The sequence below is a fragment of the Frankia sp. R43 genome (genome assembly GCF_001306465.1).
GTDB classification, from domain to species: Bacteria; Actinomycetota; Actinomycetes; order Frankiales; family Frankiaceae; genus Parafrankia; species Parafrankia irregularis.
The window spans coordinates 178,923-195,064 of the sequence record NZ_LFCW01000008.1 but is presented as its reverse complement, the minus strand read 5'-3'; the positions used below and the strand labels follow the sequence as shown (position 1 = coordinate 195,064).

Sequence of the window (16,142 nt, the reverse complement as noted above, 5' to 3'; positions counted from 1 at the left end):
GAGACTCGGGCTGTATGAGGGCGATGCCATGACGATCGTGCGTGTCGGGTCCGGCGCGGGCTTCGCCGATGACCGCATCGAGCCCGCGGTCGAGCTGGCCGAGCGGGGTCGGCTGGACTATCTGGTGTTCGAGTGTCTGGGCGAGCGGACGGTGGCGCTCGCCCAGCTGGACAGGCTGCGTTATCCGGACGGTGGGTACAACGAGTGGCTGGGCGAGCGGATGGCCGCGGTCCTCGAGCCGTGTGTCCGCCGGGGCGTCCGGGTCGTCACGAACATGGGCGCGGCCAACCCGCTGGCGGCGGCCCGGGTGATCGTCGAGACCGCCCGAGGCCGTGGCCTGCGCGGGCTGGTGGTCGCCGCGGTGACCGGGGACGACGTGCTGGACGCGGTCCGGGCTGCGGACCCTCCGCTGCTGGAGCGGGAGAGCACGGTCGCGTCGCTGGGAGACGCCGTCGTGTCGGCCAACGCCTACCTCGGCTGCGAGCCGGTCGTGCGGGCGTTGGAACGGGGAGCGGACGTGGTGGTGACGGGGCGCGTCGCGGACCCGTCGCTGTACCTGGCGCCGCTGGTGCATGAGTTCGGCTGGTCCGCGAAGGACTGGGATCTGCTCGCCCGGGGCACCGCGGCTGGTCACCTGTTGGAATGCGCCGGCCAGGTCACCGGTGGCTACTTCGCCGACCCCGGGGTGAAGGACGTGCCCGATCTCGCCCGGTTGGGTTTCCCGATCGCGCAGGTGACCAGCGACGGCTCGTTCACGGTGACCAAGGTGGCAGGGTCCGGAGGCCGGGTCACGGTGCGGACCATGACCGAGCAGCTCCTCTATGAGGTGCATGACCCGGCCGCCTACCGCACCCCCGACGTGGTCGCGGACCTCTCCCAGGCGAGGCTGGAACAGGTGGGTGATGACGAGGTGGCGGTGTTCGGGATCGCGGGCCGGGAACGCCCTGACTCGTTGAAGGTGTCCGTCGCCTATCGGGACGGCTACGTCGGGACGGGGGAGATCTCCTACGCCGGGCCAGGCGCGGTGGCCCGCGGCCGGCTGGCCCTGGAGGTGGTGAAGGAGCGGCTTGCGCTGATCGGGATACCGGCCACCGAGATCTGTTTCCAGCTCATCGGTGTGGACGCCGTCCACCGAGGGGCGGGCCACCTGCCGCCGGCTGAGCCGGTCGAGGTGCGGGCGCGGGTGGCGGGTCGCACCGCGAGCCTGGTCGATGCCCGCCGTATCGGCCGGGAGGTGACGGCGCTGTGGCTCAACGGCCCGGCGGGGGGCGGGGGTGCCACCCGCGACGCACGCGAGCTCATCGGGCTGGCCTCGGTGTTCCTGCCGCGTGACCAGGTCAGCCCGGACGTCACCCTCCTGGAGTCCTGACGGTGCGACTTCACGACATCGCCCACTCCCGCGGCGGCGACAAAGGCGACCTCGCAGATATCTCGGTCATCGCCTACCACCCCGACGACTTCCCCTTCCTGCGCGAACATGTCACCGCCGAGCGGGTACGCGAGCACTTCGCGGACATCGTGGCCGGCCACGTCGACCGCTACGAGCTCCCCCAGTTGCACGCGCTTAAGTTCGTCCTCCACCAGGCGCTCGACGGCGGCGTCACCCAGAGCCTCAACCTGGACGCACACGGCAAGACCCTCGGCTCGTCACTCCTGGAGATGAACCTTCCCGACCGCACGGAGGCGTGACCGGCAATGACCGATCCCCATCTCGTCGACACGCCCGCGGGCACGCTGCGCGGCGCCCCGCTACCCGGCGGCGGGACCCTGTTCGCCGGTATCCCGTTCGCCGCCCCACCGGTCGGGCCCCGGCGGCTGCGCCCCCCGCAGCCACCGCACGCCTGGTCGGGCGTCCGGGACGCCACCCGGTTCCGCGCCGCGCCCCCGCAGCGCGTCTCCGCGTTGAAGGGCGCGTCTCCGGCAGCCACGTCGTCCCCACGCAGCGGCGCGGGCGCTGCGATGACGTTCGAAAGCGACGAGGACTGCCTCTACCTCAACATCTGGACTCCGGATCTCACCGGCAACCTTCCGGTGATCGTCTGGTTCTACGGGGGCGGATTCGACACGGGCTCCGCCGCCCCGCCCGCGACGGATGGTGCGGCCCTGTCTCGCCTCACCGGCACGGTGGTCGTCGCGGCCAACTACCGGGTCGGCGCGCTCGGCTTCCTGCACCTCGCCGACCTCGGCGGATCCGCCTGGGAGGGCAGCAGCAACCTCGGCCTGCAGGACCAGGCCGCGGCGCTGCGCTGGGTCCGCGACACCATCGCGCTTTTCGGCGGCGACCCCGGCAACGTCACCGCCGCCGGCGAGTCCGCCGGAGCGTTCTGCGTCGGCGCACTGCTCACGATGCCCGCAGCCGCCGGCACCTTCCACAAGGCGATCCTGAGCAGCGGGAGCGCGTCACGGATCTTCGACGCCGACACCGGTACGGCGATCGCCACCGACCTGCTCGCCGCGCTCGGCCTCCAGAAGGTCGACGACCTCCTCGACATCCCGGTCGAGCGGATCCTGGACACACAGCACACGGTCATCGACGGTGACATCGGCCGCCGCAACCTGCCCGGCGGACGCTCCTGGGGTGTCGTCCACGACGGCACCATCCTGCCCCGGCATCCCGAACAGGCGGTCGCCGCCGGCGACGCCGCCGGTATCGGCCTCCTGGTCGCGGCCAACCGTGACGAGGTCCGGCTCTTCCAGACCATGCAGGGGGCCGCGTTCATCCCCGCCGACGAGGCCGCCCTGCTCGCCGAGATGAGCCAGGCAGGCGCTCCCGTTCCCGAGCGGCTCCTCGCCGGCTACCGGCGCAGAGCCCCCGACGCCGACGCCGGCGACCTTCGCGCCCGGTTCCTCACCGACGCCATCTACCGGCTGCCCGCCAGCAGACTGGCCGCCGCCCAGGTCGCCGCCGGAGGCCGAGCCCACACCTACCTGTTCGCCGCGGAACCCTTCGGGCCTGGACTCGGCGCCTTCCACGCCGCCGACCTCCTCGTCCTGTTCGACTCCCTCGAACGCCGGGGAGTCGCCACACCACAACTCCGCCAGATCCAGCACGACCTCACCGGCGCGTGGGCACGCTTCGCCGCCACCGGCGACCCGGGCTGGCCCCTGTACGCGCCAACCGCCGACCCCAACACCCGCCAGTTCGGCGGTGACACCGACATGGTCACCGAACCCCCCGACGACGACGCCACCACCGCCTGGACACAGGCGGCGTGAGCCAGCCGACCGGATCCAGCGGGACGGCCCTCCTCGACGAAAGTCGGCTGTGGCGAATGCCACATAGCATTTGCTATATGAATATCTGGCTTCGCGGACCGGACTGGCCGTAGCTTCCAGGCCATGCTTGCTGCCGCCGCCGTCTCCACGCATCCTGACGATCCGCTCGCCGGCCTGGTGGTGGGCGAGCAGCCGGAACGGCCCGCACCCGATGGTTGGACGACGGTTCTGGTCCGCGCGGCGGCGCTCAACCACCACGATCTCTTCAGCCTGCGTGGGGTGGGACTGACCGCGGAGCGGCTGCCGATGATCCTCGGCTGCGACGCCGCCGGCGTCACCGAGGACGGTCGCGACGTGGTTGTGCACGCGGTGATCGGTGATCCGGCCGCGGCGGACGGCGACGAGACGCTCGATCCGAAGCGGACCCTCCTCTCCGAGCTGCACCCCGGCACGCTGGCCGAGCGGGTCACCGTGCCCACCCGCAACCTGGTACCCAAGCCGGCGTCGCTGAGCTGGGAGGAGGCGGCCTGTCTGCCTACTGCCTGGCTGACCGCCTACCGGATGGTGATCAACCGTGCGGGTCTGCCCGCCGACGGCGGTGGCACCCTGCTCGTTCAGGGTGCTGGCGGTGGCCTGGCGACGGCGGCGATCCTGATCGCGAAGGCCGCCGGGCACACGGTGTTCGCCACCTCACGAGCGGAGAGCAAGCGTAAGCGCGCCCTCCACCTCGGGGCGGATGCCGCGCTTGAGAGCGGGGCCCGGCTGCCGCGGCGGGTGGACGCGGTGATCGAGACCGTCGGCGCGGCGACCTGGCATCACTCGGTGGCATCGCTGCGGCCCGGCGGGCGGATCGTCTGCTCCGGTGCCACCAGCGGTGACAACCCACCGGCGGAGCTGACTCGGATCTTCTTCCTTCAGCTCTCGGTTGTCGGCTCCACGATGGGGACCCGCGACGAGCTGATCGATCTGGTGGCGTTCCTCGACCGGACCGGCGTCCGGCCCGTCATCGATGACGTCCGCCCGCTCGCGGACGCCCGGGCCTCGTTCGAACGGCTGGTCCGGGGTGACGTCCACGGCAAGCTCGTGCTGACGGTCTGACCGGAGCTGCCGCGCCATCAGTGGCCGGATCTTCCCGTAGTGCCGGAGCGCGGTAATCGGATGGTGCCGTGCGAGATATCGCCGTGCCGCCAGTCAGAAGGAGAACCAGTGAAGATCGATACAAGCCTGCCCGACGATATCGACGAGACGCAGTCGGGCGCTGTGGTGGCCGAGAACAGCGGCTATGCGGGTATCTGGACTTCCGAGACCAAACACGACCCCTTCCTCCAGTGCCTGCAGGCGGCGACGGCGACCGAGACGATCACTGTCGGGACCGCCATCGCTGTCGCGTTCGGCCGGTCGCCGATGACGCTCGCGAACGCCGGCTACGACCTCGCCCGCTACTCTCGTGGCCGTTTCGTGCTCGGCCTCGGCTCGCAGATCAAGCCGCATATCGAGCGTCGGTTCTCGATGCCGTGGTCAGCTCCCGCCGAGCGCATGCGGGAGCTGATCCTGGCGACCCGCGCGATCTGGGCAGCCTGGCACGAGGGTGCGGCCCTCGACTTCCGCGGCGACTTCTACACGCACACACTCATGACGCCGTTCTTCACGCCGAAGCCGCACGAGTTCGGCCCGCCCCCCGTCTATCTGGCCGGGGTCGGCGAGAAGATGACCGAGGTGGCGGGCGAGGTTGCGGACGGGTTCTTCGTCCACCCGTTCACGACGATGCGGTACCTGGAGGAGGTCACGATTCCGGCCCTGCTCCGCGGACGAGCTCGGGCGGGCAGAGACGATCTCGACGGTTTCGTCATCAACGGCCCGGTCTTCGCGACCATCGGCCGCACGGAGGAGGAGCTGGCGAACGCCGTCCGTGCCACGAAGGCCCGGATCGCGTTCTACGGCTCGACACCCGCCTATCGCCGGGTACTCGAGATGCATGGCTGGGGCGAGGCGCAGGACGAGCTGAACGTGCTGTCCAAGCAGGGGCGCTGGGACGACATGGCCGACGTGATCACGGACGAGATGCTGCACGAGTTCTCTGTCGTCGGAACCCCTGCCGAGGTCGGGCCCAGGCTCAGCGCCAAGGTCGGCAACGTCTACGGGCGCATCACGTTCTATGGCGGTTATGACGCCGAGGCGTCGCTGTGGGCCGAACTCCTCGCGGCCATGGACTAGCACCAGCATCACCGAGCCGAGAGCCAGAGGCTGTCACCGGCGGTGTCGGGCGTGCAGGGCACGCCCGACACCGCCTCCGCGGTGGTGCCGATGGCCTGTCGCCCGGCGGGTTGAATCGCGGCAACGCGGCGGAATGACCGCGCGCTGGATGCTGTCGCAGCCGCACGGCGCTTGCACGACGTGACCAGGCGCTTTTCCTGATCTTGCGCGCTGCCCCCGACCTGCGCGACAGCAGCGCGGTTACTCGGCACCCATCTGGCGACGACGGGCGCAGCAGCTCCTGCGCGACGGCGTTCGTCCTTTCGCCGGCGTGCGCTCCGGCGTGCCTCGTCCGCACCTCGGAGCTGGTTGCGCGATGGGTCTAGTGATTCTATATTCACTAACACGGAGGTCGCTCGAGAGATCTGACCGGCTTCCGCTCCCCGTGGGCGACGTCCGTGCCTCGTGCTGCAACGGTACGGTTTCGGACGGGTCGGCTCGGTGGCGTCAGTGATTCCGACGATCTTCGTTGGCATGTCTTAGTAAATCTTGAATCACTAAGGAGCGGGATGGACTTCGGTGAGGGCGACGAACTGAGTTCGCTGCGAGCCACCGTCGCGGCGATCTCCAAGCCCTTCGGTGGCGCTTACTACACCGAGCGAGCCCGGGCCGGTGTGCCGACCAGCGAGGCATGGGCAGCGCTGGCCGAGGCCGGCTTCGTCGGTGTGAACCTGCCTGTGGAGTACGGCGGCGGTGGCGCCGGGATCACCGAGCTCGCTGCCGTCGTCGAGGAAAGCGCCGCGCAGGGATGCCCGCTGCTGATGCTCCTGGTCTCGTCCGCGATCTGCGGCGAGTTGATCGCCCGGTTCGGCGACACGGAGCAGAAGTCCCGCTGGCTCCCAGGTCTGGCGGACGGCTCGCACAAGATCGCCTTCGCGATCACCGAGCCGGACGCAGGGTCCAACACACACCGGTTGTCCACAACCGCGGTGCGCGCGGGTGATGACTGGCTGCTCTCCGGCCAGAAGTACTACATCTCCGGTTTCGACGAGGCCGCCGCCGTGCTCGTCGTGGCCCGGACGGGGACGGAGAGCGACGGGGGTTCCGCGGGCCGGCCGGCGCTGTCGCTGTTTCTCGTGCCGCCCGACGCGCCCGGGTTGACCGCGCGCCCGCTGCCGGTCGCCGCCCAGCTGCCCGAAAAACAGTTCACGTTGTTTCTCGACGACGTACGGGTTCCCGCAGGTGCTCTGATCGGCACTGCAGGTGAGGGATTCCGGCAGGTCTTCCACGGGCTCAACCCGGAACGGATCGCGGTCGCCGCCCTGTGCCTCGGCATTGCCCGCTACGCGCTGGACAGCGCGGTCAGCTATGCGACACAGCGACAGGTGTGGGACGTCCCGATCGGTGCGCACCAAGGTGTCTCCCACCCGCTCGCGAAAGCCCGGATCGAGACCTCGCTGGCCGCGCTGATGACCCAGAAGGCGGCTTGGGCGCATGACCACGGCGAGCGTGCCGCCGAGGCGTCGAACATCGCCAAGTACGCCGCCGCGGAGGCCGCACTCGCGGCGGTCGACCAGGCGATCCAGACCCACGGGGGCAACGGGATGTCCGTCGAGTTCGGTCTGGTGCCGCTGTGGGGCATGGCCCGGCTGCTGCGCATCGCCCCCGTGAACCGGGAAATGGTGCTGAACTTCGTCGCCCAGCACAGCCTCGGGCTGCCCAGGTCCTACTGACAGGAAGAATCCCTGTGCCACTTGTCCGCTATGAGTGTGACGCCCGGGGCGTTGCGACGATCACCCTCGACGACCCCGCGACGCGTAACGCACTGACCGATCAGCTCGTAGACGAGCTGATCGGCCGGCTTGAACAGGCGCGGTTGGACAGCTCCGTGCGTGTTGTCGTACTCACCTCGAGCGGTGATCGGGTGTTCTCCAGCGGGGGTGATCTCAAGTCCTTCGCCGAGGACAGTTCGTTGATTGCCAGGTACGCGGGCCTGGATCGATTTCCTCGTCTCTTCAGGCTCCTCGGACGGCTCGGAAAGCCGAGCATCTGCGCGGCCGGCGGCGACGTTCTCGCGGGCGCCTTCGGTCTTGCCCTGGCCTGCGATCTGATCATCGCCCGCGCGGGCGTCCGTTTTGGCTGTCCTGAGATCAACGTCGGGGTTTTCCCGTTCATGATCTCCGCCTTGATCTACCGAAGCGTGCCGCGGGCGAAGGCGAACGAACTCATGATGACCGGTCAGCTGATCTCGGCCGAGGAGGCCGAACGGCTGCACGTCGTCAACGCTGTCGTGCACCCGGACCAGTTCGCCACCGACGTCGACCGGTGGGCGGGGCTGATCGCGGCCCGTTCCCCACTGCTGATGCGGATGGGTAAGGACGCGCTGGACGCGACTCGTGACCAGCCCCTCGACGACGCCCTCGGCTACCTGCAGGCACAGCTTGCGCTCGCCTTCGCCACCGAGGACTTCCAGGAGGGTGTCGCCGCGTTCCGCGCCCGTCGGCAGCCCCGTTGGACGGGGCACTAGCCATCGAAAGGGAGATCCATGAGTGGTTTCGGCGGGCCGGCGGGTGTCTCGGGCCATGTTCGGGTGGCCGAGGGGAGCGTGCTGCGGTCGCGGCTGGACGTGAGTGCCGAGCTGTACCGGACGAACCGCGCTGGCCAACTGGCGGCTCTCGCCGGGCTGGAGAACGAGCTGGACAAGGCTCGCGATGGCGGCGGTGCTCGTTACCGGGATCGTCATCACCAGCGTGGCCGGCTGCTTGTCCGCGAGCGTGTCGAGCTGCTGGTTGACCGGGACTCGCCGTTCCTCGAGCTCTCGCCGCTGGCGGGGTGGGGCAGCGAGTTCACGGTCGGCGCGAGCGTCGTCACGGGTATCGGCGTCGTGAGCGATGTCGAGGTGGTGATCGTCGCCCACGACCCGACGGTCCGCAGCGGTGCGATGAACCCGTTCTCGCTGCGCAAGACACTGCGGGCACTCGACATCGCGAAACGTAACCGGCTGCCGGTGGTGAACCTGGTCGAGTCCGGCGGTGCCGACCTGCCGAGCCAGTCGGACCTGTTCGTGCAGGCCGGAAAGATCTTCCATGATCTGAGCGAGCTGTCATCCAGGGGAGTCCCGACGATCGCCCTGGTGTTCGGCAACTCGACGGCGGGCGGCGCCTATGTGCCCGGCATGTGTGACTACTCGGTGCTGGTCGATCAGCAGGCCAAGGTTTTTCTCGGTGGCCCACCGCTGGTGAAGATGGCGACCGGTGAGGAATCCGACGACGAGGAACTCGGCGGCGCCGCGATGCACGCCCGGGTCTCCGGGCTCGCCGACTACTTCGCCGTTGACGAGCGTGATGCGATCCGCCTCGGCAGGCGAATCGTCTCGGAGCTGAACTGGCGCAAGCGGGGCCCTGGGCCGAGCCTGCCGGCCGACCCGCCGCTGTATGACCCGGATGAGCTGCTCGGCATCGCTCCGGCGGATTTCCGGACGCCGTTCGACCCGCGTGAGGTGCTCGCCCGCATCGTTGACGGATCCCGGTTCGGTGAGTACAAGCCGGACTACGGCCGGAGCCTGGTGACGGGCTGGGCGTCGGTTCATGGCTTCCCGGTCGGCGTGCTCGCGAACGCGAACGGCATTCTTTTCTCCGAGGAATCGAAGAAGGGCGCCGAGTTCATCCAGCTGGCCAACCAGATCGACACGCCGCTGGTCTTCCTGCAGAACACCACGGGCTTCATGGTGGGCGCCGCCTACGAACAGGGCGGCATCATCAAGGACGGCGCAAAAATGATCAATGCGGTCACGAACAGCACGGTCCCGCATCTGACCATCAACATGGCGGCGTCGTTCGGTGCCGGGAACTACGGCATGTCCGGACGCGCCTACGACCCCCGGTTCATGTTCGCCTGGGTGAACGCGAAGCTCGCGGTCATGGGCGCCGCGCAGCTCGCGGGGGTGCTCTCCATCGTCGGCAAGGCCGCCGCGGCCGCGGCGGGCCGGCCGTTCGACCAGGCCGAGGACGACGCGAGGCGGGTGGCGATCGAACGTCAGATCGCCGCCGAGTCGCACTCCTTCTTCGTGAGCGGAAAACTCTACGACGACGGCGTCCTCGACCCCCGCGACACCCGCACCGTGCTCGGTATCGCATTGTCCGCCGCGCATTCAGCGCCGATCGAGGGCCGCCGTGGCTACGGCGTCTTCAGGATGTAGGGGTCGCCGTGAGGACGATTACCAAGCTGCTGGTCGCCAACCGCGGTGAGATCGCAACCCGGGTGATGCGTACCGCCCGCGCGCTGGACATGGCGACCGTCGCGGTCTACTCCGATCCGGACAGCGGCGCGCCCTTCGTCGCCGCCGCGGACGAGGCGGTACGGCTGCCGGGCGCCACTCCGGGCGAGACCTATCTGCGGGCCGACCTCGTCCTCGCCGCCGCGAAGCGGGTCGGGGCGGACGCCATCCACCCCGGTTACGGCTTCCTCTCGGAGAACGCCGCGTTCGCCCGGGACTGCGCCGCGGCCGGAGTCATGTTCATCGGGCCGCCGCCCGACGCGATCAAGGCGATGGGTTCGAAGACGAGGGCGAAGGAGCTGATGGCAGCGGCCGGCGTCCCGGTGCTGCCCGGCCTCGTCGTGGACGAACGGCTCGCCGCCGACGCGGACGCGCTCGTCCGTGCGGCGGCGGACCTCCGTTTCCCGCTGCTGGTCAAGGCCACCTACGGCGGTGGTGGCCGCGGGATGCGGATCGTGCGGGCCGTGCCCGAGCTGGCACAGGCGGTCGCCGCCGCCAGCAGAGAGGCCGCCAGCGCGTTCGGCGACGGCTCGGTCTTCCTCGAGCACTACGTCGAGCGGCCCCGGCACATCGAGGTGCAGATCTTCGCCGACAGGCACGGCGACGTGGTGCATCTGGGCGAGCGCGAATGCTCGATCCAGCGGCGCTACCAGAAAATCATCGAGGAGGCGCCGTCGGTCGCGGTCGATGGGGAGCTGCGCGAGCGGCTCGGCGCCGCGGCGGTCGCGGCCGCCGCGGCGATCGGCTATGTCGGCGCCGGCACCGTCGAGTTCGTCCTCGACCAGTCCGGCCGCTTCTTCTTTCTCGAGGTGAACACCCGCCTGCAGGTGGAGCACCCGGTCACCGAGGAGGTCACCGGCCTCGACCTGGTTGCCCTGCAGATCCTGGTCGCCGAGGGCGCCCCGCTGCCGCCGGCGGCCCGCGAGGTGAAGATCACTGGCCACGCGATCGAGGCCCGCCTTTATGCGGAGGACGTTCCGGCGGGTTTCCTGCCCTCCACTGGCACCGTGCACCGGTTCGAGGTCCCTGCGGCGCCCGGGATCCGGGTCGACTCGGGTGTCGAGGACGGTTCGGTCGTCGGCGTGCACTACGACCCGATGCTGGCGAAGGTGATCGCGCATGGCGCCACGCGCGATCAGGCGATCCGCAGGCTCGCCCGGGCCCTCGACGGCACCCGGGCCCACGGCGTGACGACGAACCGGGCGCTGCTGGTCGCGATTCTGCGCGAGGCCGAGTTCCGCGCGGGTGCGATCGACACCGGGTACCTCGACCGGCATGACCCGGTGGCGATGGGCTCGGTCTCCTGCGACAAGGAGACGCGGACCACCCATCTGATCGCCGGCGCGCTCACCGCAGCCGCCGATCGGCGCCGCGCCGCGATCCTCCCGGGCGTGCCGTCCGGCTGGCGCAACGTCTCGTCGTCGCCGCAACGCGTCGAGTACGAGACGGCCGGGGAGACGATCGAGGTCGCCTACCGGCATCGGGGCTGCCGGGTCGAGGCGACTGTCGGGGGACGGCCGGTCGAGGTCGAGATCCACCATGTGGACGGGGGCCTGGCGGACCTGACCGTCGACGGGGTCCGCTCCCGGATACGAGTCACCAGGGTCGTCGCCGGGGCCACCGGCCCGAACGTGTACCTGGACGGCAGGGGTGGCTCGACGGCCGCCCGCGAGCTGCCGCGGTTCGTCGAGCCGGGCTCCGGTGTCTCCCCGGGATCTCTGACCGCGCCGATGCCTGGCACGGTCGTCCGGATCGGGGTCACCTCCGGCGATCGGGTCGCGAAAGGTGACCTGGTCGTCGTCCTGGAGGCGATGAAGATGGAACACACGATCACCGCACCGTATGACGGCGTCGTCGTCGAGCTGGGCTTCGGCGTGGGTGACACGGTCGACAGCGGGGCAGTGCTCGCCGTGATCAGCCCGACCGACGACGCGGGCGACGCGGGCGATTCCGGCCGCGCCGCGGCGCCGAGCCGGGCGACGGTGGCCTGATGGCGGCCGACGTCACGGCGATCGCCGTCGACCTGCGGGCGGAGACGGCGGACCTCGTCGCACTGCTGGGTGGCCTTGACGAGGCGGCCTGGCGCACGCCCACACCCGCCGCGGGCTGGGACATCCTCGACCAGGTTGCCCACCTCGCGTTCTGGGACGGGATCGCGACGCTCGCCGCCATCGATGCGGACAAGTTCGCGGCTGAAAGGCAGGCTTTCCTCGCTCTCGGGGACGACTTCGCGGACGTGATCGCCGAGCGGTTCCGCGACCAGGCCGGCGCACAGGTGCTCGACTGGTTCATCCGCGCCCGTGAGGTCCTGTCGGCGACGCTGGTCGCTGTTCCATCCGGGACGAAGCTGCCGTGGTTCGGCCCGCCGATGAGCGCCGCGAGTTCGCTGACCGCCCGGCTGATGGAGACCTGGGCACACGGGCAGGACGTCGCCGACGCGCTCGGCGTCACCCGGGTGCCCAGCACGCGGCTGCGCCAGGTCGCGCACCTGGGGGTCGCAACGATCGCGTGGAGCTTCACCGTCCACGGGCGGCCGGCGCCCGCGGACCCGTTCCGCGTCGAGCTGTCCGCGCCGGACTGTTCTCCCTGGACGTGGGGCCCGCCGGACGCCCCGAACGTCCTGCGCGGCCCGGCGCTCGACTTCTGCCTGCTCGTCGCGCAGCGCCGGCACCCCGGCGAGCTGGCCCTGACGGCCACCGGCGCGGACGCGGCGGCGTTCCTGGAGGTGGCCCAGGTCTTCGCCGGGCCGCCGGCGTCCGGTCGCGCGGCGAGCGCCGTCCCGGCACGGGACGGGACCACATGACGACCGGGGTCCAGGGGCAGGCCGGCGGCGGGCCGAGGCGGCCGGTACGGATCGCGAACTGCTCCGGCTTCTTCGGCGACCGGCTCGACGCGGCCCGTCTCATGGTCGACGGCGGTCCCATCGACGTGCTGACCGGCGACTACCTGGCCGAGCTGACGATGCTCATCCTCCACAAGACCCAGGGCCGGCCCGGTGGAGTCGGCTACGTCCGCACGTTTCTCCGCCAGGTCGAGGATGTCCTCGGAACCTGCCTGGAACGCGGCATCAGGATCGTCGCCAACGCGGGTGGCCTCGACCCGGCCGGCCTTGCCGAGAAGATCCGCGCGGTTGCCGCGGCCCTTGGCCTGCGGCCGAACGTCGCCTACGTCAGCGGCGACGACATCGTGGGCCGGGTCGGCGCGCTGCAGGCCGCCGGCGAGCCGTTCACCCACCTCGACACCGGCCGCAGCCTCGCCGATGTCGGAGTCGAGCCGATCACCGCGAACGCCTACCTCGGCGGCTGGGGCATCGCGACCGCGCTGTCCCGCGGCGCGGACATCGTCATCACCGGGCGGATCACCGACGCGTCGCTCGTCGTCGGACCAGCGGCGTGGTGGCACAACTGGGAGCGCACCGACTGGGACAGACTCGCCGGTGCGGTGGCCGCCGGGCACGTCATCGAATGCGGCCCGCAGGCCTGCGGCGGCAACTACGCCTTCCTGGACGAGATCACCGATCGGCGGTATCCGGGATTCCCACTCGCCGAGATCGCCGCTGACGGCAGCAGCGTGATCACCAAACACCGGGACACCGGGGGCACTGTCACCACGGGCACCGTGACCGCTCAGCTGCTCTACGAGATCGCCGGGCCCAGCTACCCGAACCCCGACGTCACAGCGCACTTCGACACCATCCAGCTGACCGGTCAGGGGCCCGACCGGGTGCTGCTCTCCGGTTGCCGCGGCACCCCGCCCTCGGACCGGCTCAAGGTCGCGATGAACTATCTCGGCGGTTATCGCAACACCGTCACCATGGTCCTCACCGGCCTCGACATCGAGGAGAAGGCCGCCTGGGCCCGCCGGGAACTGTTCGACCAGCTCGGCGGTGAGGACCGCTTCGACGCCGTCGACGTCCAGCTGCTGCGCTTTGACCAGGCCGACGCCGCCTCCAATCCGCTGGCGAGCGCTCACCTGCGGATCACGGTCAAGGACCGCGACGCGAGGAAAGTCGGCCGGTCGTTCTCGGATACCGCCAACAGTCTGTTCCTCGGCGGCTACGCCGGCTTCCACACCACCGGCCCGCCAGGCAGCGCGACCGCCTACGGGGTCTACTGGCCGGCGCTCGTCGCCCGCGACGCCGTCACGCACACCGTCGTCCTCGACGACGCCACCACCGTCGAGATCCCGCACAGCCCGTCGACGCATGACGTCGATCTGGCCGGTGACGTCGACCTGGCCGGTGGTGTCGACCTGGCCGGTGGCGTTGCCTTCGTGCGTAACGCCGCCCGGACGGCTCCGGCCACTTCGGGTGGTGCGACAGCGCGCGTGCCGCTCGGTCTGGTGGCAGGCGCGCGTTCGGGTGACAAAGGGGGCAATGCGAACGTCGGGTTGTGGGCACGCAGCGATGCCGCCTATCGCTGGCTCGCAGCGGCACTCACGGTGGAGACCTTCCGCGAACTGATCCCGGAGGCGCGCGGTCTGCCCGTCCACCGCTATGACCTGGCGAACCTGCGGGCGGTGAACTTCGTCGTCGTAGGCCTGCTGGGCGAAGGCGTCGCGTCCAGCGTGCGCCTCGACCCACAGGCAAAAGGGCTCGGCGAGTACGTACGCTCGCGGCTCATGGACATCCCCGTGGCGCTCCTGCCCCCCCATCCGGTCGAAGACCCGTGACCCGGCAGGTCAGCAGCCGGGTGCGTGACCCGGAGCGCCGCGACAAGATCCTCATCGCGGCGGCCGAACTGATCGCGGCCCGTGGCTACCATGCGGTGACCATGGCCGAGATCGGGCAGGAGGCCGGCATCGTCGGCTCTGGCGTCTACCGACATTTCGCCAGCAAGGCCCAAGTGCTCTCCGCCCTGCTCGACCGGACCATGACGGCGCTGTTGGCGGACGTGGAGCGGATCGTCGAGGCAGGTCACGAGCCTGCCGCGACGATGCGGATGCTGGTGCGCTCCCAGGTCGACTTCTCCATCGAGAACAAGGACATGGTCCGTCTGTACCGGCGGGAGGGCCCGACGCTCCCGGTCGAGGAAGGACGTGGGCTGCGCCGCGCGCAGCGGCGTTACAACGAGGAGTGGATCACCACACTGTGTGAACTTCGCCCCGGCCTCAACGATGCCGAAGCCGCGGCACTCGTCCAGGCCGCGATTGCCGCGATCCAGTCGGTCGTCACCTACGACAGCGGCCTGCAGCGAACGGAGCTCGTCTCCATTCTCACCGACGCCGCGCTGTCGTGTCTCGGCGTGACGGGACCGAGTTGGTCGCGCGGGGCGGTCGGACCGGCGAGCGACTCAGGTTGAGATCGCGGCGGGCACGTCCACCCGCGCGATCTCGATCCGGCCCGGGGTGCGCGCGTCGGGGGAGTTCTGGGCGGTCGCGAGGAACAGGGTGTGGCCGTCGGAGCCGCCCAGAGCGCACGAATAGGCGGGGGCGCCTGTCACCACCCGATCGATCACCGCCGCGGATCGTCCGGCCCGTGGAGCCGAGACACGCAGGCACTCTGCCGCGCCGGCGTTCGCGACCCAGATCGCTCCCTCCGCGTCCAGGCAGATGCCGTCGGGTCGGGCATCGAGCGTCACCCATGGTCGTCGGGCGGAGAGGGCACCGGTTTCAGAACGGTCGAAGGCGGTCAGCTGGCGGCCGAAGGTCTCCGCGACGATCAGTGTCCGACCATCCGCGGTGATCGCGCAGCCGTTGGGGAAGCGCAGCCCATCCGCAGCCAGGTGCACCGAACCGTCGGGGTCGACCCGCGCGAGAAACGCCGCGGGTACCTGGTCTCCGTCGAGTGCCGAGCTCCCGAATCGCGCGACGAGGGCGCGCGGATCGAAGCCGAAGTCCCCGACATACGCCTGGCCGTCGGTGGCGACCACCATGTCGTTGAGCCGGTAACCCGGAAGATTCCCGAGATCCGCGTGCACCGCGACCTCGCCGGTGCCGGCGTGCACACGGAGCAGGCGGCGATCCGCCATCGACACGACCAGCAGGTCAGCGTCTGCCAGCCAGCCAAGGCCGGATGCGCCTCCAGGCACGTTCACGAGGGGCTCAGCCGCGCCGTCCTCGGTCATCGTCCAGACCGTGCCCGTCGTCTGATCCGAGATCCAGAGCTGCTCGTCGTGCCAGCGGAGTCCCTCTGGGAAGGCGAATCCTTCGCATAACAGTGTCGAGCTCTGGCTGGTCATCGCATCTCCGTCCATTACCTCCGGCGGGCCGCCCGCTGGAGGTGTTCGGCCTGTCCCGCCGTCCCTCCGGCAGCGCCGCGGCGGTCGGTTTCGACCGGCGACCGGCCACGATCCTGCTCGCCAGCGGCTCTACGGGCCGGCCGAAGGCCGCACTCCGCCGCACCGCACGTTGGTCAACTCCCGTCGCGACGTCTCCGTTGTCGGCCCGCTTCTCGGCCATGCTCGCGGCCTCGTGCCGTGGTGGCCGAGGCGGTGGGCTGTGCCCTGCGCCGGGATGA

General features: G+C 70.3%; 13 protein-coding genes. 12 read left to right on the top strand and 1 reads right to left on the bottom strand.

The window, feature by feature from the left end; all coding sequences use genetic code 11:
- Positions 1 to 28 precede the first annotated feature (28 nt).
- The 12 genes from ACG83_RS30930 (at position 29) to ACG83_RS30875 (ending at position 14,985) form a co-directional block, all read left to right on the top strand.
- Positions 29 to 1,369 (top strand): acyclic terpene utilization AtuA family protein, encoded by a 1,341-nt coding sequence (locus ACG83_RS30930; RefSeq protein WP_054569791.1) that lies wholly within the window; start codon positions 29 to 31, stop codon positions 1,367 to 1,369.
- 2 nt (positions 1,370 to 1,371) lie between these two features.
- Positions 1,372 to 1,689: a hypothetical protein gene (locus ACG83_RS30925; RefSeq protein ID WP_054569790.1), complete on the top strand. Its 318-nt coding sequence runs from the start codon at positions 1,372 to 1,374 to the stop codon at positions 1,687 to 1,689.
- Between the two features lie 6 nt (positions 1,690 to 1,695).
- The gene (locus ACG83_RS30920) at positions 1,696 to 3,216 is read left to right on the top strand and encodes a carboxylesterase/lipase family protein (RefSeq protein ID WP_076828453.1); all 1,521 of its coding nucleotides are present in this window, start codon (positions 1,696 to 1,698) and stop codon (positions 3,214 to 3,216) included.
- A gap of 123 nt (positions 3,217 to 3,339) precedes the next feature.
- Complete coding sequence (locus tag ACG83_RS30915) at positions 3,340 to 4,314, top strand: quinone oxidoreductase (protein WP_054569789.1); 975 nt, start codon at positions 3,340 to 3,342, stop codon at positions 4,312 to 4,314.
- 108 nt (positions 4,315 to 4,422) lie between these two features.
- The gene (locus ACG83_RS30910) at positions 4,423 to 5,430 is read left to right on the top strand and encodes a TIGR03617 family F420-dependent LLM class oxidoreductase (protein ID WP_054569788.1); all 1,008 of its coding nucleotides are present in this window, start codon (positions 4,423 to 4,425) and stop codon (positions 5,428 to 5,430) included.
- 548 nt (positions 5,431 to 5,978) lie between these two features.
- Positions 5,979 to 7,142 (top strand): acyl-CoA dehydrogenase family protein, encoded by a 1,164-nt coding sequence (locus ACG83_RS30905; RefSeq protein WP_054569787.1) that lies wholly within the window; start codon positions 5,979 to 5,981, stop codon positions 7,140 to 7,142.
- 14 nt (positions 7,143 to 7,156) lie between these two features.
- Positions 7,157 to 7,936 carry an enoyl-CoA hydratase/isomerase family protein gene (locus tag ACG83_RS30900; RefSeq protein ID WP_054569786.1) on the top strand — a complete coding sequence of 260 codons (780 nt, stop codon included), beginning with the start codon at positions 7,157 to 7,159 and terminating at the stop codon, positions 7,934 to 7,936.
- 18 nt (positions 7,937 to 7,954) lie between these two features.
- Positions 7,955 to 9,607, top strand: coding sequence for an acyl-CoA carboxylase subunit beta (locus ACG83_RS30895; protein WP_054569785.1), 1,653 nt, complete (start codon positions 7,955 to 7,957; stop codon positions 9,605 to 9,607).
- A 65-nt stretch (positions 9,608 to 9,672) separates the two neighbouring features.
- Complete coding sequence (locus tag ACG83_RS30890) at positions 9,673 to 11,676, top strand: biotin carboxylase N-terminal domain-containing protein (protein WP_235498322.1); 2,004 nt, start codon at positions 9,673 to 9,675, stop codon at positions 11,674 to 11,676.
- Complete coding sequence (locus tag ACG83_RS30885) at positions 11,676 to 12,488, top strand: TIGR03084 family metal-binding protein (RefSeq protein ID WP_054569783.1); 813 nt, start codon at positions 11,676 to 11,678, stop codon at positions 12,486 to 12,488. Before ACG83_RS30890 ends, ACG83_RS30885 begins: the two co-directional genes overlap by 1 nt.
- Positions 12,485 to 14,356, top strand: a complete 1,872-nt coding sequence (locus ACG83_RS30880) for an acyclic terpene utilization AtuA family protein (protein ID WP_054569782.1) — start codon at positions 12,485 to 12,487, stop codon at positions 14,354 to 14,356. The genes ACG83_RS30885 and ACG83_RS30880 overlap by 4 nt, the downstream gene beginning before the upstream one ends.
- Positions 14,353 to 14,985, top strand: coding sequence for a TetR/AcrR family transcriptional regulator (locus tag ACG83_RS30875; protein WP_054569781.1), 633 nt, complete (start codon positions 14,353 to 14,355; stop codon positions 14,983 to 14,985). The genes ACG83_RS30880 and ACG83_RS30875 overlap by 4 nt, the downstream gene beginning before the upstream one ends.
- Here the strand turns inward: ACG83_RS30875 and ACG83_RS30870 are convergent.
- Positions 14,977 to 15,864, bottom strand: coding sequence for an SMP-30/gluconolactonase/LRE family protein (locus ACG83_RS30870; RefSeq protein WP_063793273.1), 888 nt, complete (start codon positions 15,862 to 15,864; stop codon positions 14,977 to 14,979). The genes ACG83_RS30875 and ACG83_RS30870 overlap by 9 nt on opposite strands.
- Positions 15,865 to 16,142 lie beyond the last annotated feature (278 nt).